General features: G+C 46.8%; 22 protein-coding genes, 1 rRNA gene and 1 riboswitch. Of the genes, 8 read left to right on the forward strand and 15 right to left on the reverse strand.

The genetic code is table 11. The features are described from left to right. Positions 1-204: 204 nt before the first annotated feature. From C161_RS21630 to C161_RS21670, 9 genes are all read right to left on the reverse strand, one after another. Positions 205-510 carry a PAS domain-containing protein gene (locus tag C161_RS21630; RefSeq protein WP_036672654.1) on the reverse strand — a complete coding sequence of 102 codons (306 nt, stop codon included), beginning with the start codon at positions 508-510 and terminating at the stop codon, positions 205-207. Positions 511-581: 71 nt separating this feature from the next. Further along, positions 582-2,579, reverse strand: coding sequence for a methyl-accepting chemotaxis protein (locus C161_RS21635; protein ID WP_081745825.1), 1,998 nt, complete (start codon positions 2,577-2,579; stop codon positions 582-584). A gap of 424 nt (positions 2,580-3,003) precedes the next feature. Further along, a complete protein-coding gene (locus C161_RS21640; RefSeq protein WP_081745836.1) occupies positions 3,004-3,861 on the reverse strand; it encodes a MetQ/NlpA family ABC transporter substrate-binding protein in 858 nt (285 codons plus the stop codon). 46 nt (positions 3,862-3,907) lie between these two features. Next, positions 3,908-4,579 carry a methionine ABC transporter permease gene (locus C161_RS21645; RefSeq protein WP_036606156.1) on the reverse strand — a complete coding sequence of 224 codons (672 nt, stop codon included), beginning with the start codon at positions 4,577-4,579 and terminating at the stop codon, positions 3,908-3,910. Then, positions 4,576-5,385, reverse strand: coding sequence for a methionine ABC transporter ATP-binding protein (locus C161_RS21650; protein ID WP_051449857.1), 810 nt, complete (start codon positions 5,383-5,385; stop codon positions 4,576-4,578). Before C161_RS21650 ends, C161_RS21645 begins: the two co-directional genes overlap by 4 nt. Positions 5,386-5,516: 131 nt before the next feature. After that, entirely contained in the window at positions 5,517-7,820 is a 2,304-nt protein-coding gene (locus tag C161_RS21655) for an outer membrane protein assembly factor BamB family protein (protein ID WP_036672655.1), read from the reverse strand. Between the two features lie 101 nt (positions 7,821-7,921). Next, positions 7,922-8,716 (reverse strand): energy-coupling factor transporter transmembrane component T family protein, encoded by a 795-nt coding sequence (locus tag C161_RS21660; RefSeq protein WP_036672656.1) that lies wholly within the window; start codon positions 8,714-8,716, stop codon positions 7,922-7,924. Next, complete coding sequence (locus tag C161_RS21665) at positions 8,691-10,262, reverse strand: ABC transporter ATP-binding protein (RefSeq protein WP_036672658.1); 1,572 nt, start codon at positions 10,260-10,262, stop codon at positions 8,691-8,693. The genes C161_RS21660 and C161_RS21665 overlap by 26 nt, the downstream gene beginning before the upstream one ends. After that, a complete protein-coding gene (locus tag C161_RS21670) occupies positions 10,263-10,856 on the reverse strand; it encodes an ECF transporter S component (protein WP_036672660.1) in 594 nt (197 codons plus the stop codon). It lies immediately after the preceding gene. 505 nt (positions 10,857-11,361) lie between these two features. Between C161_RS21670 and C161_RS21675 the strand changes: the two genes are divergently transcribed. Then, on the forward strand, positions 11,362-12,315 hold the full coding sequence (locus tag C161_RS21675; RefSeq protein WP_051449858.1) for a copper amine oxidase N-terminal domain-containing protein: 954 nt from the start codon (positions 11,362-11,364) through the stop codon (positions 12,313-12,315). Positions 12,316-12,496: 181 nt separating this feature from the next. On the opposite strand, the gene C161_RS21680 is transcribed toward C161_RS21675, so the two are convergent. Together C161_RS21680 and C161_RS21685 are read right to left on the reverse strand one after the other, a co-directional pair. After that, positions 12,497-13,165 carry a pectate lyase gene (locus tag C161_RS21680; protein WP_036672662.1) on the reverse strand — a complete coding sequence of 223 codons (669 nt, stop codon included), beginning with the start codon at positions 13,163-13,165 and terminating at the stop codon, positions 12,497-12,499. Positions 13,166-13,512: 347 nt separating this feature from the next. Continuing rightward, positions 13,513-14,388: a radical SAM/SPASM domain-containing protein gene (locus C161_RS21685; RefSeq protein WP_036606150.1), complete on the reverse strand. Its 876-nt coding sequence runs from the start codon at positions 14,386-14,388 to the stop codon at positions 13,513-13,515. 218 nt (positions 14,389-14,606) lie between these two features. After that, positions 14,607-14,709, forward strand: a riboswitch (TPP riboswitch). A 158-nt stretch (positions 14,710-14,867) separates the two neighbouring features. On the opposite strand from C161_RS21685, the gene C161_RS21690 reads away from it, so the two are divergent. The 7 genes from C161_RS21690 (at position 14,868) to C161_RS21720 (ending at position 22,008) form a co-directional block, all read left to right on the forward strand. Beyond that, positions 14,868-15,632, forward strand: coding sequence for an ABC transporter ATP-binding protein (locus C161_RS21690; protein WP_036672663.1), 765 nt, complete (start codon positions 14,868-14,870; stop codon positions 15,630-15,632). Then, the gene (locus C161_RS21695) at positions 15,622-16,449 is read left to right on the forward strand and encodes an ABC transporter permease (protein WP_235193883.1); all 828 of its coding nucleotides are present in this window, start codon (positions 15,622-15,624) and stop codon (positions 16,447-16,449) included. The genes C161_RS21690 and C161_RS21695 overlap by 11 nt, the downstream gene beginning before the upstream one ends. 167 nt (positions 16,450-16,616) lie before the next feature. After that, on the forward strand, positions 16,617-17,690 hold the full coding sequence (locus tag C161_RS21700; RefSeq protein ID WP_036672664.1) for an ABC transporter substrate-binding protein: 1,074 nt from the start codon (positions 16,617-16,619) through the stop codon (positions 17,688-17,690). Between the two features lie 965 nt (positions 17,691-18,655). Further along, positions 18,656-19,468, forward strand: coding sequence for a hydroxyethylthiazole kinase (thiM, locus tag C161_RS21705; protein WP_036672665.1), 813 nt, complete (start codon positions 18,656-18,658; stop codon positions 19,466-19,468). Next, the gene (gene thiD / locus C161_RS21710) at positions 19,465-20,277 is read left to right on the forward strand and encodes a bifunctional hydroxymethylpyrimidine kinase/phosphomethylpyrimidine kinase (protein WP_036672666.1); all 813 of its coding nucleotides are present in this window, start codon (positions 19,465-19,467) and stop codon (positions 20,275-20,277) included. The genes thiM and thiD overlap by 4 nt, the downstream gene beginning before the upstream one ends. Further along, the gene (gene thiE, locus C161_RS21715; protein WP_036672667.1) at positions 20,277-20,942 is read left to right on the forward strand and encodes a thiamine phosphate synthase; all 666 of its coding nucleotides are present in this window, start codon (positions 20,277-20,279) and stop codon (positions 20,940-20,942) included. Before thiD ends, thiE begins: the two co-directional genes overlap by 1 nt. A gap of 322 nt (positions 20,943-21,264) precedes the next feature. Continuing rightward, a complete protein-coding gene (locus C161_RS21720; RefSeq protein ID WP_036672669.1) occupies positions 21,265-22,008 on the forward strand; it encodes a MerR family transcriptional regulator in 744 nt (247 codons plus the stop codon). A gap of 559 nt (positions 22,009-22,567) precedes the next feature. Here the strand turns inward: C161_RS21720 and C161_RS21725 are convergent. The 4 genes from C161_RS21725 to rrf form a co-directional block, all read right to left on the reverse strand. Then, positions 22,568-23,050, reverse strand: a complete 483-nt coding sequence (locus C161_RS21725; RefSeq protein WP_051449859.1) for a hypothetical protein — start codon at positions 23,048-23,050, stop codon at positions 22,568-22,570. 324 nt (positions 23,051-23,374) lie between these two features. Continuing rightward, on the reverse strand, positions 23,375-24,031 hold the full coding sequence (locus C161_RS21730; protein WP_036672670.1) for a deoxynucleoside kinase: 657 nt from the start codon (positions 24,029-24,031) through the stop codon (positions 23,375-23,377). Beyond that, entirely contained in the window at positions 24,028-24,651 is a 624-nt protein-coding gene (locus C161_RS21735; RefSeq protein WP_036672672.1) for a deoxynucleoside kinase, read from the reverse strand. The genes C161_RS21730 and C161_RS21735 overlap by 4 nt, the downstream gene beginning before the upstream one ends. A gap of 184 nt (positions 24,652-24,835) precedes the next feature. Further along, a 5S ribosomal RNA gene (rrf, locus tag C161_RS33505) occupies positions 24,836-24,910 on the reverse strand; the annotation flags it as partial.

Genomic DNA, 24,910 nt, shown 5'->3' on the forward strand with positions numbered 1-24,910 from the left:
TCGCGTAGCAAATGGTCACCGTCCACATTACGACTTCAGGATTTCATGCATTCAATGAATGTTGTCAGATTCATGGTCGCAGTTCCTCAGTACACAAATCATAGTATGCCGTGCTCCCTTATTCAATTGACGATATTGACCATTTTTTTGAAAATAATTACTACTTTCAGCTAACATCCCCTTATCACCAAACAACGTTTTTTTTCATGAAAATTCATCATTAAATATGCTGATATAAAAAAGAGAATCATCCAAATGAACCGATGTAATCGTAACTTGGGCTTCCCACACTTCCTGATCAGCCTTCATCAGTTTGGCTACGCCGGACCAGGTCTGATTTCCTCTCCAGTGGGTATCCATTAACAATCGGGCAGGCTGACCTATGGTGCTCTCCCGTGAGAATCCTGTTTTGGTTACATAAACGGAATTCACATCCAGAATCACACCCTCCTCATCTGTAATCATGACCGCATCCGTTAGCAGTAAGAAGGCTTTGAGTTCCAGTTGCATGGTTGTCCACTCCCTCTAATGAAACATGATGTGATGCTGTCCCTGTGTGATAATCTCTTCTACGATCCCGTTTAATACTTAAACTGTCTAATCAGGCGCTGCAGCTCTTCAGCCAGGGTAGACAAGCCACGAGCCGAGGAAGAAATCTGCTCCATCGCTGCCAGTTGCTCCTCTGAGGAAGCGGCCACTTCTTCGGAAGTTGCGGCGTTGCCTGACGCAATTCCTGCCAACTCATTGGATACAGCAGATACTTCCTGTACACCTGCTGTGATCTCTTGCGACGTGGCAGCAATCTCTTCAATCTGAGGTGTCGTTTCCCGCATGCTATCCAGAATACGTTCAAACTTCCGAATCGCTTCTGTAGAGATGTCCATGCCCTCTCCAACCTCTGAAGTCACCTTCTCCATCATGCGAACGGAAGCAGCCATATCTTCCTGTACCGCCGTAGTCAGCACGGTGATTTCATTGACGGACTGCCCGGATTGCTCTGCCAACTTGCGAACCTCTGCTGCTACAACAGCGAATCCATTGCCATGTGTACCTGCACGAGCAGCTTCAATGGATGCGTTCAGCGCGAGCAGGTTTGTCTGTTTGGCTATATTTCCGATTAACTCCGTGATCGCTGAAATTTGGTGTGATCGTTCATATAACGCTTGAATCAATTGGTTTGTCTGTGCTACCGTCTCTTGAATCGATTGCATCTGACTCACCGTCTGCTTGACGGTGTTGCCGCCTTCTTCTGCTTGTACGGTTGTATGTTTCGCCAAATCAGCAACTTGTATGGAACGTTCGGCGATTCGTGTTATCCCAATTGTAATTTCATTCATGGCCTGATGGTTATGTTCAATACCTTCGGTCTGTTTCTCCGCACCACTCGCAATTTCCTGAATGGCTAGCGCTACCTGCTCACTGGCTGCACTGGTTGATTCCGCACTCTGAGTCATTTCATCCGATGAGATGACTACCTGACTAGCGCTGTTCTCCACATTTTGAATCAGCACACGCAGATTGTGCTGCATTTTGCCAAAGGCATCACTCAGTTCACCAATCTCATCATGGCTTGTGCTAGTAATGGTTTGGGTTAGATCCCCTTCACTCACCTGGATCGCCTGATCCTTCAACTGACGAATGGGTCTAATGATGGATCGCATCACAAGCCAGATAATCACAATACCAACGACGAGGCAGGAGACAATAACAATAATCATTCGTTTTAGAATTGGTGCTGCCGCATCGTCTACCTCAGAAGAGAACATGGTGCCAGCGACCTTCCATCCCGTGGATGCATTCGTGGCGTAATACATCACTTTATCCGTTTGATCAACGGTATATTTGAAATTGCCCGATTCATTCGCATACACCGGTTTCCAAAAATCCTCTGTTGCATCTGTTCCGGGTTCTACCGTGGGATGGTAGATATACTTTTCGCTGGCATCCAATAGGATCAGATATCCCTGTTCTCCCACGTTAATTCCACTTACCAAGGTACTGATATTCGACAGATTCAGATCCAGCTGGACTACACCAGATCGGCCATTCAATGCCTTGGCGATGGTGATGGTGATTTCGTTTGTCTCGGCGGAAATATAAGGGTCTGTAACAATGACCTGCTCTGGAGTACCCATCGCTTCTGTGTACCATGGTCTTGTTCGCGGATCGTAATCTTCAGGCATCTCCGCATCAGAGGACATCAGATACACTCCTGCCTCTGTGCCTACACCTATGGTGATGATATCTGTGTTCTGCGCAGCATACCCCTTCAATTCGTTCACAACCCGAACCTCGGCATCTTCTTGTCGTAATTGCTCTGCAAGTGTATTCGCATAATATTCAATGTGATTCCGCTTGGCATTGACTGAAAGATCTATCGTTGCACTGGCAAGGTTCACATTTTCCATCGCACTATGTAAAATTTGCTTCTCCACTTCATCTTTTGCACTGTTATACGATAAAACTCCAATACTGAACGAAGGAATGGCCAGGAAAGCAATAAAGGACACCACCAGCTTGGTCTTAAAGTTCTTATGCATCTTGTTGAACCAGGTCGATTTGCTATTTTTTCGGGACAAATTTCTCTACCTCTTCCAGATTAATTTTAGTTTTACTTGATCTACTTATAAGTTGAACTAGTGATTATTTACACTTGCCACTCCGATGACAGAACAACCTTCCAATCGCTGAATGATTCATACAACTTATATAGCTCTTGTATAGCTCTCATAGATTGTAAACCATCTTTTCAAAAAACTAGGTCTCACTTCTTGTGAAAAACACTCTTTACACTACAAAACTCGAACAAATCTCTTAATTTATAATCCAAAAGAACTATTTTCAAACAAATTATACGAAAAAACTATTAAATAAAGTGTTCCGGGGATATGACCAAAATGTTAACTTTCTAAATACTTGTTAATAAGCACGCGGACGACAAAAAAAAGATCCAAGCGTTATCGCTCAGATCTAAAGGTTATTTACATTGGACCAACGTATTCTCTATTTAAATGCCGGGATCGCGATATCTGCATATTTCTCTTCGAAGAAGGCTTTGACCTCTGGACCCGCCATGCGTTTGGCCAGCTTCTGGATCGCTTCGGAGTCCTTGTTATCCTCACGGGCAACCATGGTGATCGCAAAATGGGAATCATCCTTCTCGGTTAACAATGCATCCTTTTTCGGTGTAAGACCAAGCGGACTGGCATATGCCGGAGTCATGGCTACCAGATCAGCATCATCCATCATGCGAGCCAGCATCAACAAATCCACTTCCTCAAACTTGAAGTTCTTTGTATTCTCGGTGATGTCTGCCTGTGTGGCGTTAAAACCTACGCCCTCTTTCAGCTTAATCAATCCGTTCTGCTCCAGCATCACAAGAGAGCGACCAATGTTGGAAGGATCGTTTGCAATTGCAATCGTTGCACCTTCTGGCAATTCCTCAATCGTTTTGTACTTTTTGGAGTAGCCGCCATAAATGGCATTATAGATAGGCTGTACAGCCACCAGATTAGCATTGTTCGCTTCATTATACTGGGTCATGTAAGGCACGTGTTGGAAGAAATTTGCATCCACTTCCTTGTTCGCCAGTGCCGTATTCGGCTGTACGTTATCTGATAACACAACAACTTCCAGGTTAACGCCATCTTCCTTCAATAGCGGTTTAACAATATCGAGCACATCTGTCATCGGTGGAATCAACGTGGCTACCTTCAGCGTAACTTCTTGTGCAGCTTGTGTATCTTCTTTTGTTCCTTCAGCCGCAGGTGTTTCTTCTTTTTTGCCACAAGCAGCTACAACCAGCATTACTGCAAGCAACATAAGCATCATTTTCACTTTCATTTCATGTCTACCCCTCATCGTATAATCTGTATTGGTTATTCGTAATAATGCACGGTCCAACCGTTCAGGATCTGCGATCCAGCCAGTGGGACAGTCTGCTACCTGTGAATTGGATCATCTGTACCAGGATAATCATAATGATGATCGTAAATACCATAATCTCCGTTTCGAAGCGCTGATAACCGTAGCGAATGGCAAAATCGCCAACCCCGCCGCCACCTACAATACCCATCACCGTCGAGTAAGAGATGAAGCTAATCGTAGCTGTCGTGAGTCCCAGTACAAGACCAGATCGTGCCTCCACGTACAAGAATTTCACCACAAGTTGCATCGTTGATGCCCCCATGGAAGCAGCAGCTTCAACCACTCCCCTCGGTACATCCAGCAACGCTTGTTCCACCAGTCTGGCGTAGTAGGCAATCGCAATAACCGAGAGTGGCACGGTTGCCGCCAGTGTACCTATGGATGTTCCCACAACAATCCGAGTGAATGGAATCATGAATACAACCAGTAGTAAGAATGGAAACGAACGAACGATGTTAACGATACTTCCGAGTACAAAGGACAGCGTTTGGTTCTGATACCGTTGTCCTCTCCGAAATAAGTACAACAGAGTACCCAGAGGTAACCCAATCAGAACAGCTGCCGCAATGGAGATGCCCACCATGACAAAAGTCTCTCCGATCGCCTGCCATATCTCATGCTGATATTTCAGCACAGACTCAGGTAACTTCATGACTTGTCCTCCTGTTCTGCCTGACGGAACAGAGACGAACCTGTCATCCCGTATTCGTCCCCCGCAAGCAAGGAGGTCAGCAGATCAGGCTGCGGAGCAGGGATACTGCTCACTTCCGCTTTAGACAACGTACGAACGAGTCGCCCATCCTTCATGACGGATATCCTGTGACATAGTCTGCGAGCCACTTCCATCTCATGCGTCACTACAACAATGGTCACGCCCAGCGTTTCATTGATATGACGCAGCACATCCAGGATACCGTTCGTGGTCTGTGGATCAAGCGAAGAGGTCGGTTCATCACAGAGCAGCACATCCGGACGACTGGCCAGCGCTCGTGCAATCGCCACACGTTGCTTCTGTCCTCCGCTAAGCTGAGCAGGATATTGACCCGCCTTGTCTTCCAGTCCAACAAACCGCAACACCTCAAGTCCACGTTCAACTCGCTGCGCACGGGGCGTACCCGCAAGCTCCAATGGCATGCAGACATTGCCACTCACCGTTCGGTTACTGACAAGATTGAAGTGTTGAAAGATCATGCCAATGGATCTTCGTGCCTGACGCAGACTCTGTTCATTCATCTGGGTCAGGTGCTGCCCATTCACAACAACCTCACCATCATCCGGCTTTTCCAATCCGTTGAGCATCCGCATAAGCGTGGATTTGCCTGCACCACTCGATCCGATGATGCCATGTATTTCTCCTTGTCCCACTTCGAGGGACACCGAGCTTAATGCTTCGAATCCCTGACTTGCACGGGAACCGCGCTCGTTATAACGTTTGCTTACACCATATAATGAGATCATGGAGAGTCCTCCCGTGAATGATCATGCATGGTTCTTCAAGAACACATGAAGAAAGCCCGCACAGCCGATAACCGGAGCGCGAGCAAGCCTGTTCATTTATAATAAATCAACATCCCTTACGAGACAAGCTTTTAAGGTGAGATTGCCTCCTGCAGGCGGCTGGCTTCATATACACGAAAACGTCCGTTGGACGAACCCACATACACTTCATTACTGATCCGGTTAATCATTCCATTCTTCGCATCCCGGTCCCGGTGCTCCGGGTTTCCCATCACAACGTCATGTACACGACCTAACAGTGCTCCATTCTTTTTGTTCATTACGAGCAAATTCTCGTCCATGGGCAACAGCAACTGATCATCAATGACCAGATAACTTCCCTGATTCGTCGGATGCCTTAGTGTTGCAATCGTATCTTTGGCATTCCAACGCGTCTCCCCCGTTTTATAATCCACAGCCGCCGGGTAGCCATTCTTAATCACATACAACTGATCCTCTTCCACCAGTCCTCGTTCAATCTTGCCCTTGAGCGTCCAACGTGTTTTGCCTGTCTTGGCATCATACAGGGTAGTTGTAAAATCTTCATATTCTCCGTAATGATTGCCGTTCTTGTTCTCACGGATCAACAACATGCCATCATTCAGCTCCTCAAATCTCTGTCCTACCCGAGCAGGGAATTGGGCAAGCTTTTTCCCCGTGTTCAGATCAAGCAGAAGCCACTGATTATCTAGTGATAACCATCTTTCAGCATTCGTGGTTGCAAAGGGATCCAGACGTTCGATTCCATCAAAATATGGATCATTCACAAATTGTTCTATGGTAGATCGTTTAGCTTTCAAGCTCCATACGGTTCGGCCCGATTGCGGATCGGCTGCAACTAGCTTATTCTTTTCCCAATACAACACATAGGGGTCATCTGCACTCTTGTTCAATAATTCATAACCCGTAGCCAGTTTTCGCGTCCACAATGTTTTTCCGTTTGCACTGTCCAGAACCGTTAACCAACTGTTGCTTGAGCTCTCAACAACCGGGTTATCTACAACCACAATGTTCTTCGCAGCGGTGATGCCATTTAGTTTAAAATTTTGCTTAGGAGTGTACGTCCACATGACCTTTCCGTTCTTCAAGTTCAGATGACGAATACGATCCACGTATTTTTTCTTATCAGGGTCATAATCGGTGTAGATTGTAACGTATTTGCGCTCTGCATCCACCACTGCCTGCTGTCTTCCAAAACCCCCGTTGATCTCCCATAATTGCTGGCCGGAATGTCGGTCAAGGGCATATATAGAACCTTCGTAGTAACCCCCGCTGAATCCACCGTCATCCCCTTTCATCAGGAGCACATCATCCGTGGCTGCTTGTAAAAAAGTATAGTTAATATCCCCCTGGTTGGTCCAAACCGGTTTCCAAGGGATTGTCGTTGGCAGTGTTGTGCCATAGATTTTTGTTGTGAACCCATATTCATCCGCCCGACTGATGTTCCAATCGGAAACAACAGCATTTCGATTATCCTGTGCTAAATTCCAGCGTGTTCTGACCAGTCTGCCATTCTTGTTGAATGTGACCAGAAATTGCGCATCTTCCCGCTCATATCTCCAGGTCTGTCCAATACTCATTGAATAACCCGTGAAATTTAGATTGCTTGAACTCTCTTTCCAATCCGGCTCGCCTAACCACCCAGCCACTTGTTTGGAGGTGGTTGCCTTGTTCAGCTTCATATCTGTCAGATGGCGTATAACCGAAGTTGGCAGCGATGCCTCCTGATTGAACCAACCATCCGCCACATTCATCCGCTGTTCTATAGCCTGTGCCTTGATCCAGAAGAGTCCTGGCCGATACGTGGAGGATTCTTTATTCCAGACTCGTGGGGCAATGGATACCCCATACCAACCTTTCCACTTTGCAACAATAACAGCCTTATCTGTTAGCGCTTTCTCAAAAGACCAGGTTGTAGAACTATCTGGAGCCAGATAGAACTTACTGCCTGATTGGAGTGTGAAGCTTTGGAGAGCTGTTTCCCTCATGCTTCTACTCTCCTTCAGTGCATACCAACTTGGCAACCAAAAGTTTCCATGATCGGTTGACTTAAGCTGCACCCACTCGCCTCGAACCGAGGCCAACGTATACTTTTCGTTTTTTGTTGTATAGTATTCAATCCCCATCTGGTCAGCAGCCACACTGCCATCCCTTCTGTTTTTGAACAGAGGGATGGCATTAATAAGCGTAACGGTGTCTCCTTGTTTGTAAGCTAACTTTGCAGTTAAGACTTGGGAACTTGCCCCCAATGCTTGTGGCGTTGTAGCCGAAGCTTGTCCTTCAAGGGCGACCATTTTGGAATCCAGCAGCATCCAGCCCGTCAACAGCATAGCTGATAATCCAGTCATGGTAATCCATTTGTACCCCGTTCTCTGCCAATCAGGACCCGTCTTCACTCTCGTTCATCCCCATTCATTAGAAGCTATTTCCAATAGAGACGCAGTAAAAAGGAAAAAGTTACCGTTTACCTCAATATATTTCTATCTATCTGCCCGTATTACCTTACATCCACCATCGTAGCATGATAAGGGAAGGTAACCCCGATGTAATAAGCAGCTGTTAAGGTGAGCATATAATAAAATACAAACCACAGATCAGCTCGCGAATAGCCAATCTGAATGTAATACGTTCGGCTCGCGCCATCTGTGAACCCTTTCGCTTCCATCGCTACCGCCATTCGCTGTGCACGACGAATGCTCTGTGCCAGCAGCGGAATAGCGTAACGCTTGAGTGTACCATACAAATTCCAGCGAGAGCCGCGTTGCTGTGTTCCACGAATACGAATCGCATAACGGAGCGTCTGGAATTCATCCAGCAAAATGGGGATCATGCGCATCGCGGCCAGAAAGCTATAGGCATATTTTGAGGGAAGCTTCCATTGCTGCATCAGGGAATAAAACAGCCGGACTGGTTTTGTCGTAAGACCAAAAAGTAACCCAGCCGCGGCCATAGTCAGCGAGCGAAAACCCAAGTGCAGACCGCGATAGAAACTCTCTTCGGTTATGTGGATCAGTCCCCACTTATACCATGTGGTCTCGCCCTTACCAAACATCATCATGCCTGTAGACGTGGAGATAAACACCAGAATGAATGGTGATGCGTACAGCATCAATCTGTACCACGGATGACCTGTCCAGCACAGTAATAGCATCATCGCCACCGCAACGTTGGCCATTACATTCAGATTGTGAATGAGGATAACGATGACAAACATCATCGTCAGAATGATCATCTTTAATCCCGGATTGACATTATGAAGCCAGGTTTCACGGTGAGGAAACGACAGTTGCATCAGATAACCTCCCCTCATCTACCGTCCAGATTCGGGTGCAATATCTTTTTACAATTTCACGATCATGGGTAACCATAACAATAGCTGTTCCCTCTCTCCGCAATTGCTCCAGTTGTGCTAACATGGCAAACGTATTGCGGGCATCCTGTCCAAAAGTAGGTTCATCCAACAGCAGTATTCGCTGCTCTCTCACCAGTGCAGAGGCAACGCTCAAGCGTCGTTTCTGCCCCATCGATAATTGGTAGGGATGGCGCTCGGACAGGTCGATTAATCCAAATTGATTCAGCATATGATCAGTCCTGACAAGTCTTTCTTCCGTTGTATGCCTGCCCCCCAGTAATGAGAATTCCACTTCTTCCGCGACCGTGTTGGTCACAAATTGAAACTCCGGGTTCTGAAATACAAACGCAATTCGATCTGCAAGCTGCTCCGTTTTGCCAGAAGGCTGACCGTCCACCTCATAATGACCTGTTGTTTTCAGGATATTCATCAGAGATAACAACAATGAACTCTTGCCAGCTCCATTAGCTCCGACAATACCAATCCAGTCTCCATGCCATACCTTGGCCTGCTCCACCTGAATGAAAGGTGTTTTCCCACGCCATCCGGTGAACTGCTGCAAGTCCAGTGCAGGCAGATAGGCGGGAGATACAGGCGAAAAGGATGAGTCGTGAGATATGGGGGATATACCCGGTGTATCGGATAAGCCAGACGATCGCTGTGCTTCCAAATTTGAGATGCCGTGATCCACACACACTTGAATCTCTCCAGAAGCACTTCCCTCTTCTTGCTTAGCTGCCTGCTCTTGCTCCTCCCATATGCCTGGATACCAGATTCCATAAGCCTTTAGCTTTTCCCGTTCATGCGTAAATACCTGCTGTGCTGGCCCATCCGCCACAATCTTTCCTTCAGGTGATAACACAATGATGCGGTCGACCATATCCACAATCTCGTTTATTTTGTGTTCAACGATGATGATCGTTTTGTCACTGGCGATCCGTTTGACCGTATCCCACACCTGGGAAGTCCCCTCATCATCCAGCAGTGCAGTGGGTTCATCCAAAAACAATACCTCCGGGTCCATGGCAAGCATCGAAGCAATCGCAAGACGCTGCTTCATCCCCTGAGACATGGACTGGATCAATACACGATTCTGTTCAAAGGATAACCCCACTTGTTTCAGATAATATTCAATCAGAGCAGGCATCTCTTCACGCGGAATATTTCGGTTTTCCAGAACAAATGCGATCTCTTCATCCGTAAAGGACATACAGAACTGGGTATCCGGATCTTGAAAGACCACTCCTGCTTGGGCGGGAACCTGAATATCATCACATTTCATCGGAATCTCAACCGAACGTGGTATCAGACCGCTCAGAATTTGCAATAACGTTGATTTACCGGAGCCACTTGGGCCAAGCAACAGCACTTTCTCCCCTTGACGCACAGAAAGAGACAAGCCTTGAAATACCAAGGCTTCCTCTCCCGGGAACTTGCATCTTAGATTTGTGACACTTACCGCTTGCGAATTCCCTTCCCCGTTCATCTAATCCAGCGCCTCATAATCTTGTTTGGATACCGGTCTGAGCGAACGCGTTACACCAGTCAGTTCCAATGCTTTGGCGAGATAATAAGCAAACACTCCAGCAATCAAGATGCTTCCGATGAAGCGGAATCCGATAAATAACGTATAGTTCCAGGCCGAGAGTGAATCAATATACCCGTACTGGTAATCCAGCAAAAGCGAAGCCGCTGCGGCTCCTATGGCTGCAAGACAGGTGACAAACAGATTGGTTTTACGATACAAAAATGCGGCGAAGAATATCTCGGCTCCCAATCCTTGCAACAGACCGTATACAAGTGTGGACATGCCCCATTCACTACCCAGAAAAGCACTTACCGTTGATGCCGCAACTTCGGCAAGAATAGCCACGCCTGGTTTACGAATGATAACAAAAGCAAACGTGCCCGCCATAAACCACATGCCGTAGATCATCTGCTCCGCATGAACGCCAAATGGTTTCATCAAGTCATATGTAGGTCCCCATATCTTGTAAATCACCCCAAACACTACTGCGATCACGATGGTTACCAGAATATCCGTTAGTTTCAATCGCTTGTTGCCTGCTGTTGTTGCCATGTTCTCTACGTCCTTCCTTTGTTCCCTGTGAGGGTTATCAAAATAAACGAAAAAGCCTCCCCGGTTCCGGGCAGGCCTTACGTACAGTGTACAATCCTCACAATGATGTATTGGATGGATGTCGAAAATACGGAATATCAACCAGCACCCCTCCGTCATGGCAGATACACCACCACAGTTCAAAGAGGTCTGTTGTTCATCCACGTTCATTCCCACAATTCACCCTTACATATCGCAAATCCATGTTCTCTACGCTGGCATTACCCAGATCAGATGTACGGTCAGCGGCACAAGGCCACTCTCTCAGCCCAACTTCATTGAGCTCCCGGTTCACTTATTTCATTGCTTCTAATGTACATCAGATGGGTATTTGTGGCAATCCCTAGAAAAATCATCATGCTTCATTTGGGGTAACAGGGGAAAGAATCTGATGGTTCACTTTCCATAATATGAAACATTTAGGTTATGTAGTCCGTCTTAAACATTAGAAGGGAGATTGATAGTGATGAAAGATTACAATTCTGTTTGGCAGCTTAAAACATGGAAAATGGTCCTTGCCGCTTCGATACTCACCGCAGGCACGGCACCTGCCTTACTCTCATCCACTGTGGCGGAAGCCGCAACAACTAAACCTAAACCGACAGCTTATATTAACAATGTTCAAGCTCAATATGATGTTGTCATACGGCAGGGTATTACGTACGTGGCATTGACGGAGCTTCAATTCCTCGGCAACTATACGTTTGGTTACAATAACAAAACAAAAGAGATCAGCATTAGCACAGGCAGCGATAAGTATGTCCTTACACCTAACAGCAAAACAATGAAGAAAAACGGTCAGAATGCGACATTATCCTCAGCGCCGATTCTGGTGAATGGTAAAGCGATGCTTCCGCTCCGTGCCATCGGTGAAGCTTTTGGTGCCAAGGTGCAGTGGAACCAGAAGGCCAAGGAAGCCTACATTTACACTACCGATGCTACGATTGTAAAAGAATATAACAGTTCCGATCTGACTGTGGCGCGTGAAGCCGCACTGCATCTGCCACGCTTCTCTGAACTGGGACAAGCACGTCTGGACATTCGCAACCCTTTGGGTCCAGTGGATTCATCCATTGAATACATCTTTGAGCAAGGTAAAAAAGATCGTTTCTTCGTTGTTGAGGATAACGATCTGATCAGTTATTATATCCTTAAAAATGGAAGTGCACTGTTACAATGGCAGGCTAACATCAGCAAAAATGCCGGAACCATCGGTGACCTGTTCTTTATTAAAAACAAAGCCGTTGCTGAAGCAGGGACTCGTCCTTCCGTAGCAGGTCAAACACTCGTATCATTTAAGTACTCTCGCATGCTTGAAGAAACCTCTTACGAAATCATGAACAAATTGGACTCTATTGATACCGGTTCTGTTGTCCCCGAGAAAGGCAAAGTCATCGTTGAAGTTCCGGGAGAGCAATAATTTGAGCATCCTCTATAAAACATTGCTCAGCAGAACTATACTATGACATCTGCATTACAAAGAGCGTCCCACAAAGTCATTGTAACAATGACCTTGGAACGCTCTTTTTGGCGTTATATTTTAACTTCAAATTACAAGCAGAGCTTAAACTTTTACCAACTCCAGCGATTCAATCTTCTGTCTAATATTGCGTGTTCCCAGACTGGCTCGTTTTCCCTGAAGCAAACCCCTTGAACAACGTTGGTACTTTGGAATAACGGGTATTCGTAATTTTCCCTTGTGATGTGCTGCTGTCTGTACGCATAATCGAATCTTTTACATTGGAAATGTTGGAGTTATCCAGCGTCATGTTAACTGCAAAGGAAGTTCCACCATTTTGGCGAACCAGTTTGCCAATATCATCTGCACGGAAATTTTTGATGTTAATTGTTCCAGCTGCATTCATCTGGAACACTTTATCATAAGCCTTATACGCTGCCCCACCGGTAATGTTAACCGTTCCGGCAGACTTCAATGTCAGTGCATCCTCGCCCACGTCCTGCCAGACCACATTCGATATATTACAGTTGCCATAACAGTGAACACCATCAGCAGCTGGTGATCCAATGTTTACGTTTTTGAGCGTGGCCCCTGCCTCCAGACGGAAGACTGGCTTCTGATTTTCTGCTTGAGATCCGTCGCCAAGTGTGGAAGGATTAGCTACAAATGTTTTGCCTTGACCATCATAGGTCGTGCCCTTTGGAACAATAATAGTTGAATTTACAACCGTAGGCGCAGCCGCAGCCGGAACTGCACCAAATATAGAAGCAACCAAACCAGCGGACAGTAACAACGTCAACATTTTTTTCATAACTTTATTCCTCCCTTATTCTCTCGTTTTTTGGTAATGTACAGCCTGGGCTTGTACTGGAAGTTCGCCAGAGGTGCACCTCTGTCCGACCAACAACCTAATCCTACCAAATAAGGAAGGTAACTAGAATAATCATTAGATCAGATATATCATGACATCGTACAATCCCTGTCATATCGGCATTTTTTGCATGCTAGGTCTCTCAAGCAATATGCTGATATCAACCTCTGGTATGCTCATTTGTAACGTATGTACCCCTCACTTAATCCCCAATAACAAAGAAAGACCACTACATTTGTCTCCAAATGTGTGATCTTGAATGTCTTCTGGCTTGCTGATATAAAATATCAGGCTCCAAATCTCTGACGATAACCGCACTTTCTACACAACTCTTCTACAGCTTCGCGTTTGGAGAAGCCATATACCAGATTGTTCGCTCGCTCACCCTCAATAATCTCCGAGAATGACTTCTCGTGCACATTACCCAGGTTAATCACACCCTCGCCATCGAGACAGCATGGAACCACCGTTCCATCTACAAGCACAGCTGCCTGACCGCGAAGTGCATGGCAGAAGCCTTTGCCGTCATCTTCAGGTGCATCCAGACTCGGCCACTGGAACTCATGGTCCTGATTCAGGTATACATTCGGGGCAATTTTGACCCCGCTGCCTGGAACTACTTTTTCCTCAATGCGGAAATCCAGATTGAACTCACGTTCCAATACTTCAAGGGTCTCCCGATTTCGATTCATCTGAGCATTTGTGAAGTTATCCTGTGTCAGATTCCACAACCGAAATGAGATGATGACATTGTGCTTAACGGCCTCGTGTACAAAGGACAAAATATGACGCAGGTATCCGTCACGGTCTGTTGAACCTTCATGCCCATCGAAACTGTGCAGGGAGAAATTCATCTGCCGCAGCGCCGGTTTGCCAAGCAATTTATGCTGAGTCTTGGGCAGCAGTGTACCATTCGTTGTAATGTTCACCTTGAGTCCCTTCTCATGTGCGGAATCGAGCAACAAATCTATTTTGGGATGCAACAAGGGTTCGCCTTTGACATGTAGATAAATATGATTGGTGTGTGGTTTAACTTGATCCAGTATATTGTTGAAGACTTCAGGGTCAATGAATCCTTTGGCACGCTGTGTCTGCGGACAGAAGCTGCATGCCAGATTGCAGATACTCGTGATCTCAATATATACTTTTTTGAACGTTTTCAACTCGGGTCCCCATTCTGCCTAGGAGGGAGAACAATCCCACCTGCATTTTGTGATCCGGCCAATATGCGCCACCCCTATTATATCGGGTTAGGGAGCCCAGGTAAATTGTTCAGTTGTTCGGGTCTGACTCCAAGTTCATCTCAAGAATTCCATCATGCTGCCTCTTTACAGTTCATGTTCGAGTGATATATGCTGAACAGACAACTGCATATCTTGAACTTTTGCACTAGGGGAGCCTTGCGGCTGAGACGAATATGATTATTCGGACCCTTTGAACCTGATCTGGATCATACCAGCGGAGGGAAGTGGAGCGGCCTTTTAGTAAGCGGATTTTTTTCATGTATGTGAAGATAAATTGCGGATTTAACTTACAGACCCACTCATTTCTCCGGAAATGGGTGGGTCTTTTTTGTTCCTTTTGCAGAGTATAGGATGCCGTTGTTATTCCAGCAGTCTGACATCAAGGGGGTGAGGATCAGATGAACAACCATGTAACCATTGAGAACGTTAGCTTCGCTTTTCCTGAAAAAAAGGATTCACCCGTGCTCGCCAATGTGTCGCTTAAGGTCCAACAAGGAGAATTTGTCTCGCTCATTGGCTCCAGCGGGTCAGGTAAAAGCACGCTCTTCAAGCTACTCGCAGGCTTGCATGAGCCAACCGTCGGCACCATCGATATTGCTGATGTACCGCACGGACAACGGCTCGGACGAGTCGCCTATATGCCGCAGAAAGATCTGCTGTTATCCTGGCGTACCGTCATGGAGAACTGCATGCTTCCTTCCGAGTTGGCACCAGGCCGACAGGACAAGGACAAGTTACGTGCCAACATCCTAGCTGGATTGGCAAGGTTCGGCCTGTCGGGTTATGAACAGGCCTATCCAGATGAATTGTCCGGCGGCATGCGGCAGCGGGTGGCATTGCTTCGTACCTTGCTTACAGGCGGGCAGCTCATGTTGCTGGATGAACCCTTCGGTGCACTCGACGCATTAACCAAACGAGAAATGCATCGCTGGTTGCTGGAGCTGTGGGAGAGCTTTGGCCAAACCGTGATGTTCATTACACATGACATCGAAGAAGCCCTGCTGTTAAGTGACCGTATCATTCTGTTAACTCCAGGAGGGCAAGGTCAGCAGTTGCAGGAGATGACGGTTCCTTTACCACGCCCAAGGCATTCGGACATGATCTACGAACCGGCTCTCGTGCAGATGAGGCAACAACTGGAGGAACAATTGCATGCACGATAGAGCTGAGGTTAGCGTCTGGACGTGGTGTTCAAAGTGGCTCTCGAGGTCGTTTTCCCAATATGGTCTGTTCATTATGCTCATGTTCTTATTACTGGCGATCTGGGAAGTGATTGTGCGTATGGGATGGGTGCCCTCCTTCATCATTCCTGCACCCACGGCCATCGTAAGCTCACTGGTTAAGCATCGCCGTCTGCTGTTGACCATCCATCTGCCTGCTACCTTTATGGAGGTTGTTGTTGGTTTTGTCTTGTCCATAGTGACTGGAATTACGCTGGCAACAGGCATGCATATGAACCGATCGATTGAAAAGGCATTGTATCCCTTCATCGTGATCAGTCAGACCATACCGTTGATTGCCTTGTCCCCCGTATTTATCCTGTGGTTTGGTTACACGTTGTGGAGCAAAGTCGCCGTGGTATTTTTAATCGCATTCTTCCCCATTGTGGTCAGTACCTACGATGGACTCCGCCAAGGCGATCCAGAGCAGCGTGAACTGTTGCTCACCATGGGCGCCAGCAAGTGGGATATTTTTTGCAAACTCCAGGTTCCGCTGGCACTTCCCTCTTTTTTCTCGGGGCTAAAGATGTCTGTGGTGTACTGCGTGGTTGGGGCAACGATTGGCGAATGGCTCGGTGGTAGCAAAGGTCTAGGGTACTTCAGCCGTCGTATGTCCAGCAACATGAACACGGATGCGATGTTTGCCGCCATTTTGCTGTTATCCCTGCTTGGGATCGTTTTGTTTGTACTGATTACCTGGCTGGAGAAACGGTTTAACATACGGCGTCATCGTCATGGAGGCAAAAGAAAGGTTGGATAATACTTAGACAGAAATTAGATGTAAATACAGTAGTTACAATCTTCAAAACAAAACATATCTTATGCACAATTTCAGCAACATCTTCAATCAGTTCATTGTCACATTATCGTTAACATGCTGTTGCCCATTTTCTACAAATCAAAACGATGAAATGAGGAACTTCATTTATGAATAACAAAGGTATATACTCCCTGCTTCCCATCATACTCATTAGCCTTTTGCTGATCGTTAGCGGATGCAGCACCACAGACAATAGCCAAAATACGCCAACAACAGATTCGGCAACCAATACACAGCAAACAGATCCGTCTGCAACCGAACCTGCATCAGACACCAAAGATAAACTGTCTATCATGCTCGACTGGTACCCGAATGCAGTACACTCCTTCATCTATGTGGCTCAGGAAAAAGGATACTTTGCAGACCAAGGTCTGGATCTCGATATTCAGATGCCTGCGGATACCAATGATTCGCTCAAACTTGTTGCTGCCGGAAAAATTGATCTGGCCCTAAGTTACCAGCCCCAAATCTTGCTCGCGCGTGGCGAGAACATTCCTGTACGTTCCATTGCTGCTGTTGTTCGGCACCCGCTTGTGCATCTGTTGACCGAAGCGAATGGCAACGTAAGTTCACCCAAAGATCTTGAAGAAAAGACTGTTGGTTATTCCTCCATTCCTCTGTACGAAGCGATGGTACGCACGATGATCAGTAAGGATGGCGGCAATCCCGACAACATAAATCTGGTCGACGTTGGGTTCGATCTGATTCCTTCGCTGGCTTCCGGACAAGCGGATGCGATTATGGGTGGTTTTATTAACCATGAACAATTGATTTTGGAGAAAGAAGGACATGCCATGAAATCGATTAACCCCGTCGATTATGGTGTGCCTGATTATTATGAATTGGTCCTGACTGCAAGTGAAGCTGGCATTGAAGCAAAAAAAGACCAACTTACCCGGTTCGTCAAAGCGGTCCAGGAAGGACAGAAATATGTGACTGAGCATCCAGAAGAAGCCTTGAGTATTCTGCTCGCTCATGAGAATGAAACATCACCGCTTGACCCGGAGATCGAAACCAAAAGCCTGGCAATTCTGCTACCACTCATGAATGAAGAAGGCCAACCATTTGGTCGGCAGGAAATGGAATCGTGGGAAAATGTACGTACATGGCTCGTTGAACAGGATTTGATTCCTGAATCGGTGAAAGCCGAGGATGCTTTTATTACTCTGCAAGGAGAGTAAATAAAGGAGAGCAACGCGAATGAAGGAAAAGTGATTGAACATAAAGGGAATGAAAGCAAGGGGATTAAAAGCAAAGTTAACAAAACGTAGGATCCAATGCATGAAGTTTTGCGAAATGGAATTGGCCTGAAGCAAGCATCGGAGTATCAGAATTTATTTATAACAATCCTAAGTGGCTTGATGTGCAATTGGGTAGATTGATATGCGTTTGACTGGCTTGATGTGCATCTGGGCAGATTGATATGCGTTTGGGTGGCTTGTTGATATGTATTTGGTAATGTAATTAGCGCTTATCTTCAAGCCTACTGGGAGCTGAAACGCTCCTTAACTTGATCGAAACAGAGCATGCTACGACCGCTAACGAATCTGAGGCGTCCTATTCAGGGATTTGGAGCGGTTGCAGAAATCTAAAGAACCTGAAACATGTTATATCAGAATAAATAGCTGTTTGCAGCGTTTTGGTCAGGCGATTCTGGGAATAACGTGTCTGATGTTCCTTACATTTCAAAAGGAGGACCTGACAGCCAAATAAGACGTCCTGTGTTCTTTAGAAACATCGTCTGACCAGTCGTGCCCGATCATGCCCAAATCAGTTGGGTATCGACCAGCCTAGACTTCAAGACACCGGTTGGATGCTAACATCCATCACACTATCTCTTGCCTGAGTTTGGAGAAATTCACTCTGTTCACTTTCTGTATTTTGTATCGTTTCGTTTTTTATTGTTTCGCTAGATATCGATCAGAATGATTCAATTTGTCTATATCCAGTTCCAAAAATCCATTTTAGTGAGTTATGAAATTGATTCAGATTTTACGTTTCTGCTTTTCCCGCATTAATGCATCTGGCTGTTGTTAGACTCTGCGCCCCAACTCAACAAGGCAACTCATATCCTATTATTCTGTTGAGTGACTCCAGATATCGGACTTCCGCCGATCGGGTTACTTCAAAACAAGGAGGAAATTATATGTCTTATCTGGAACGTGTTCGTACGCAAAATCCGCTGGTACACAATATCACTAACCTTGTCGTGGCTCCCTTCACAGCCAATGGTCTGCTTGCACTCGGTGCGTCCCCTTTTATGGCCTATGCTCATGAAGAGGTCGCTGATGTCGCCAAGATGTCAGGAGCCGTGGTACTCAACATCGGTACACTCGATGACAAAGTCGTTCAGGCAATCCGTCTGGCAGGCCAATCGGCTAATGCGCATCACGTGCCTGTGGTGCTTGATCCGGTTGGAGCTGGCGCAACCACCTATCGCACGGAAACCGTGCAGATGCTCATTCGTGAACTTCGTCTCACAGTACTGCGCGGCAATGTGGCAGAGGTCGCTAATGTCATCGGTGAGAGTTGGAGTATTAAAGGTGTGGACGCAGGATCAGGTGAGGGCGACCGAATCGGCATTGCGGAGCGGGCAGCGCATAAACTTGGCTGTGTCGTGGTCATTACCGGAAAAGAAGATATTATTACTGATGGACAATCCACATTTCTCACGAGTAATGGTCATGCCCTGCTCACTCAGGTCACAGGTGCTGGCTGTCTGCTCAGTTCAGTGATTGGTGCTTTTACAGCCATAGCGGAATCAGGAGCCGATCTTCTAGGCAGTGTTGTTGAAGCGCTAGCGTTTTATGGTGTAGCAGCTGAACTGGCGGCAGAGCGGACAGCTCATCAGGGGCCGGGCAGCTTCCAGATTGAATTGTTGAATCAACTGGCACAAGTAACACCAGACCTCTTGGCAGAACGCGCACAGATCCGTCAGATCCGTGGAGGTGCAGTATGAGTATTGCTCAAGCGCTAACCATTGCAGGCTCCGATAACGGGGGCGGCGCAGGCATTCAGGCCGATCTGAAAACATTCCAAGAACTTGGTGTATACGGCATGACCGTTATCACCGCTATTGCTGCCCAAAATACAACTGGTGTGCAGGGCGTTTTTCCCATCCCTTACGATGGCATTGCCCAGCAATTGGACTCGACCGGCGAAGACTTTCAACCAACCGCAACGAAGACCGGCATGTTATATAGTGCCGAGATTATTCGTCTAGTGGCTGAGAAATGGCAGCAATACCGTTGGTCAAATCTGGTCATCGACCCTGTGATGGTAGCCAAAGGTGGCGCCCCCCTTCTCCAGCAGGAAGCTGTAAAGGCGTTGGTTACGGATCTGTTGCCCCATGCCCTGATCACAACACCTAATATACCGGAAGCGGAACTGCTTACTGGAATGTCCATCACGAATCTGAATCAGCGGGAAGAAGCCGCAAGACAGATTGTACAGATGGGCTCAACGTATGCTTTGGTCAAAGGTGGTCATGATGAAGGAAGTGGCATGATCGTGGATGTGCTCTACGATGGGCAGTCTTTTCATTATCTGGAGAATGTGCGTGTGGTAACACGTCATACACACGGAACAGGCTGTACATACTCCGCTGCCATCACCGCAGAGTTAGCCAAGGGTTCACCTGTTCTGGCTGCCGTTACGACCGCGCGAGCATTCATTCAGGCAGCCATCGAAGATGAGCTGGGGATTGGGGCCGGACATGGGCCGACAAATCATTTTGCGTATCAGCGCAGACAGCGGGGTGAGCAGTGATGCACCCTTGGAATGCAGAAGCGGTACGACGCGCGATGCAGGTGTATTTAGTGATGGGCAGCGTCAATACAAAGCAAGACCCTGTGGAAGTGCTGCGCCAGGCCATTGCTGGCGGCATTACGCTGTTCCAGTTCCGCGAAAAGGGAACTGGCGCCCTGGTTGACGAATCTCGCATCACACTTGCGATGCGGCTTCGCGAGGTGTGCAGCCAGCACGGTGTCCCGTTCATCGTGAACGATGATGTGGAGCTGGCTGTAGCGGTGGAGGCCGACGGCATGCATGTCGGCCAGGATGATGCGGACGCGGCGCTAGTACGCGCCCGCATTGGAGATGGGCGGATGCTTGGCGTATCCGCCCACTCCGTGGATGAGGCGCGCCGTGCCGTGCAGGCGGGCGCCGACTACCTTGGCGTCGGGCCCATGTACCCGACGCGCTCCAAAGCGGATGCCCACGCTGTGCTGGGCCCCGCAGGGGTGGCGGAACTGCGCGCCGCAGGCATCGCAGTTCCGATTGTGGGTATCGGCGGCATTACGCCCGATACCACGGCCGCCGTGATGGCGGCTGGAGCCGACGGAGTAGCCGTCATCTCCGCCATCGCGGGCGCGGCCAACGTGTGCGCAGCGGCTGCGCAGTTCGCTGCGGCAGTGCGCGGGATGCAGGCGTAGCCCTGCTCTCCCTGCACTGCCAGCCCCGTGGGCTGCACCGAATACATGGTGCAACCTACAACTGCTCACGCTCCTCTCCATAACAGAGGAGCCTCAAAACACCCCCGCGGCGCGGTAACAACCCATGTCTTCGACATAGAAGCACAGCCGCTCCCCTACAGTGACTGAATTTTACAATAATTTCATCACACATATTCACATCTATTCACCAATCCATGATCAAGATGCAGCTTCCATGCTCGCATCTTGTTTTTTCATTTTCAACGGTTGACTCTCACGTAACGTGACACTGTACAATCGGTGTTGTAAGGAGGTTTCACACATGGCCATGAAGGTAAAAGAAGTTGCCGAACTTGCCTCGATCAGTGTGCGCACACTGCATCACTATGATGAGATCGGACTATTAACCCCGGACGAAGTGACTTCCGCCGGGTATCGATTATATTCAGATGCCAACCTGGGACGGTTGCAGCAGATATTGTTTTTCAAGGAACTCGACTTCTCTCTGAAGGAGATCAAAAACATTATAACCAACCCCTCCTTCAATCCGGAAGAAGCACTTAAAATGCATCGACTTATACTGCTGGAGAAGCGCCAACGCTTGGACCAGATGATTGCTACCATTGATAGAACAGTTTTACACGTGAGAGGAGAGATTAAAATGACAGCCAAAGAACAATTCGAAGGATTTGATTTTAGCCAGAATCCGTATGAACAAGAAGCGCGGGAACGTTGGGGAGACCATGCCGTTGATCAGGCAAACCAGAAGCTGCACAGTAAATCAATCACGGATCAGAAAGCTCTATCCGATCAAATGAACGAAATCTACAAGCGTCTGGCCGCACTTCGTCACACAGAACCAGCATCTGCCGAGGCACAGGCCGGTATTCAAGAATGGTACACCTGGCTGAATCAGATGGGAAGCTACTCGCCTGAAGCCTTCAGAGGACTTGGTCAGATGTACGTGGACGATGAACGCTTCACGCGTAATATTGATCAGTTTGGAGATGGTTTGGCAGTATTTATGAAAGATGCTATGGCTGTATTTGCTGACCAAAACAAATAATATAGACCTGTCTTCGACCACATACAGTTTATTCAACTCTCATTGTCGTCAGATGTGTACTGTAAACGATAGTCTGGAAATTAAACCTCTGTCCGTAGTGATAAAAGTAATCTCTCGTCATCAGCTTTATCGCTGTACATGACATCAGGACATTTGAACCTTCCTCCTGTGGTGACCGTCCTTCTTGTAATTACCTTTTGAAAATGCTGAATATATACTAGGGTTACGTTGTAAATAAATTGGATCGATCCGAGTTACTACAGCCATTATGAGCGGATAATCCCGCCTACTGCCCAGTGTACACACAAAAGGGACGTCCGCCCTCTCAGGCGTATCGTCCCTTTTATGTATGCAAGTAACTCAGCCGCAATGTGAACATGCCTAACTGCTGCTCACTCTGAGTACTTTATAAATATCTTTCAAAGTAGGTTGCTCTTTACTACGTTTTTCTTCTGCTCCCAGTCCTTCGATATAACTTCATAAGTGCTTAGGATGATGAGCATTAAATTTCTTCTGTCAAATGTTCTTCATTTTGCTGCCAGCATCACCGTCTATCCGATTAAGCTCTTGGCGCATGATCCGATGAAGATGCATCCGTAGCTAGACTTGTTCTCGCCATCCGGCCAGGAATCTGCCATGCAGACACAATCGCAAGTACAATGAATAACAAATCAATCGGTTGACTGAAATACTCCTGGAAGGTTTCCACAAACGCACTGATCATCTCGCTATCAAACACAAGTTCCATCACGCTTACATCACCAAACAGTTCGGAAGTAAAATAAACCACCGTCAGATATTTCCCCAACAAAATACCAACAAGCGCAAACAGTACGGCAATAATCTTATGTACCGTCGCAATTTGTTTATTGGAGAACAACACAACTGCGTAACCCGTGAGCGCTCCAATCAGAATCGCAATTAATCCCACCTCATAATCGGTCATTGCAGCAATAGCTGCCCATACGATGCCTCCCAGAATGGCTGCAATTAAGCCACCAATGATCGGCATACCGATTTTAACTCCTTGTTTCTCTTCCACGTTGTCTTTCCCTCCTGAGTCATGCATATGCTACTTTTCCAGAATTCACCTTTCCTATGAAACCACAAAAAGACCTATTATTCAACATTTTTCTACTTTTGGGACCATCTATTTACATAATAGAAAAGATATATTAAGCATCCATTTCCTTATTCGCTCGAATATCATTTTAGTTTTGTCCACAAACCTCTCATAATCATTCCCTTGGCACATAAAAAACATCCCTCCAACAGCATAATTGCCGTAGAAGGGATGTTGTCCATATCTATATCATAGATATAACCAATGTAACCGAGAAAACTACATTGAAAAGCTCTCTCTATCTTACCTTTGTACTTCCTTGGAAGGCTGAATGACAGCTGCAATCTGTGCCAAAATGGCATCCACCGATGCAGGATCATGCACATCATACTCATCAATGTTCAGACGCAGCACAGGGCAAGCTGTAAACTGATCAATCCACACGGAATAGCGCTCGTGCATGTGTTCCCAGTACGAACGGTCCGTCTGAATCTCCATCTCGCGTCCGCGTTCCGTAATACGGTTTAAAATCGAAGGCAGACTGCCTTCCAAATAGATCAGCACGTCTGGATGTGGGAAATATGGTGTCATCACCATCGCTTCAAACAAACTGCTATATGTCTCGAAATCTGTAGCAGACATGGTTCCTTGATCCGCATGCATTTGTGCAAAAATGCCCGTATCTTCATAGATGGAACGATCCTGTACGAATCCCCCACCTAGTTCAAAAATCTTTTTCTGTTCCTTGAAGCGCTCTGCCAGGAAATAAATCTGCAGATGGAAGCTCCAACGCTCAAAGTCATGATAGAACTTCTCCAAATATGGATTATGATCAACTTGTTCCAGAGAAGTCTTGAAATTCAAACGCTGTGCAAGCGCAGCCGTTAACGTGGATTTACCCACTCCAACCGTACCGGCTACCGTAATTAATGCATTCGTTGGAATGCCATAGTTATTCATATGATATACTCCTTTACCTGATTAACAATTTGCCTGAAGTGTTCAGGATGTTCCACAAAGTCGAGTTGCTCTGCATTGACCTTAATGATTACTGGCGGATTTGAGCTATTTTCCAGATAGTCCATGCCTGTTTTGTAATCGGCGATCAGTTGTTCCATATATGCCGGGTCCATATCCTGCTCAAATGAGCGTCCACGCTTGTTAATGCGGTACATCAACGTATCGAGTTCAGCTTCAATATAGAGCACCAGGTTGGGCTTTGGCAGATCATCTGTTAACAGATGATAGATTTGACGATATTTATCCCGTTTCGTTCCCTTTAAGGTACGATCGGCAAAAATCATATTTTTATAGATATGATAGTCTGAAATGACTGGGGTATTCTGCTCTACATAATGAACGCCCGTGTCTTCCAGTTGTTTAAACCGATTACACAGAAAAAACATTTCCAATTGGAAACTCCACTCGTCGATATCCTGATAAAAGGAAGCCAGAAATGGATTCTCTTCTACGATTTCTTTAACTAACGGAAGATTCAATTCATGGGAAAGCATCGTTGCCAGCGTTGTTTTCCCCGCTCCGATCGGACCTTCCACGGCAATAAACGGGGCTGATTTCATCGTGTTCACTGTTCCTCCTCGTACTTATGCGTGTTTCCGTTTTCTATATAGACCTAACCTATTGTATCACAGCTTTAAGGATTGGAACGCCAGTATTTTATGTATATAACAAGTCAAATCACAACTATTGAATTTCATTAAAATAAAAAAAACACACTCGATATCATCAAGTGTGTCTTCTATTGCTTGGCGGCGTCCTACTCTCCCAGGACCCTGCGGTCCAAGTACCATCGGCGCTAGAGGGCTTAACGGTCGTGTT

The sequence above is a fragment of the Paenibacillus sp. FSL R5-192 genome (assembly GCF_000517845.1).
GTDB lineage: Bacteria > Bacillota > Bacilli > Paenibacillales > Paenibacillaceae > Paenibacillus > Paenibacillus amylolyticus.

Coding starts and splice junctions, on each gene's coding strand:
- C161_RS21630 (WP_036672654.1), bottom strand. CDS start 510: ATGCAACTGGAACTCAAAGCCTTCTTACTGCTAACGGATGCGGTCATG.
- C161_RS21640 (WP_081745836.1), bottom strand. CDS start 3,861: ATGAGGGGTAGACATGAAATGAAAGTGAAAATGATGCTTATGTTGCTT.
- C161_RS21645 (WP_036606156.1), bottom strand. CDS start 4,579: ATGAAGTTACCTGAGTCTGTGCTGAAATATCAGCATGAGATATGGCAG.
- C161_RS21650 (WP_051449857.1), bottom strand. CDS start 5,385: ATGATCTCATTATATGGTGTAAGCAAACGTTATAACGAGCGCGGTTCC.
- C161_RS21660 (WP_036672656.1), bottom strand. CDS start 8,716: ATGCAACTGTCGTTTCCTCACCGTGAAACCTGGCTTCATAATGTCAAT.
- C161_RS21665 (WP_036672658.1), bottom strand. CDS start 10,262: ATGAACGGGGAAGGGAATTCGCAAGCGGTAAGTGTCACAAATCTAAGA.
- C161_RS21670 (WP_036672660.1), bottom strand. CDS start 10,856: ATGGCAACAACAGCAGGCAACAAGCGATTGAAACTAACGGATATTCTG.
- C161_RS21675 (WP_051449858.1), top strand. CDS start 11,362: ATGAAAGATTACAATTCTGTTTGGCAGCTTAAAACATGGAAAATGGTC.
- C161_RS21680 (WP_036672662.1), bottom strand. CDS start 13,165: ATGAAAAAAATGTTGACGTTGTTACTGTCCGCTGGTTTGGTTGCTTCT.
- C161_RS21690 (WP_036672663.1), top strand. CDS start 14,868: ATGAACAACCATGTAACCATTGAGAACGTTAGCTTCGCTTTTCCTGAA.
- C161_RS21695 (WP_235193883.1), top strand. CDS start 15,622: ATGCACGATAGAGCTGAGGTTAGCGTCTGGACGTGGTGTTCAAAGTGG.
- C161_RS21700 (WP_036672664.1), top strand. CDS start 16,617: ATGAATAACAAAGGTATATACTCCCTGCTTCCCATCATACTCATTAGC.
- thiM (WP_036672665.1), top strand. CDS start 18,656: ATGTCTTATCTGGAACGTGTTCGTACGCAAAATCCGCTGGTACACAAT.
- thiD (WP_036672666.1), top strand. CDS start 19,465: ATGAGTATTGCTCAAGCGCTAACCATTGCAGGCTCCGATAACGGGGGC.
- thiE (WP_036672667.1), top strand. CDS start 20,277: ATGCACCCTTGGAATGCAGAAGCGGTACGACGCGCGATGCAGGTGTAT.
- C161_RS21720 (WP_036672669.1), top strand. CDS start 21,265: ATGGCCATGAAGGTAAAAGAAGTTGCCGAACTTGCCTCGATCAGTGTG.
- C161_RS21730 (WP_036672670.1), bottom strand. CDS start 24,031: ATGAATAACTATGGCATTCCAACGAATGCATTAATTACGGTAGCCGGT.
- C161_RS21735 (WP_036672672.1), bottom strand. CDS start 24,651: ATGAAATCAGCCCCGTTTATTGCCGTGGAAGGTCCGATCGGAGCGGGG.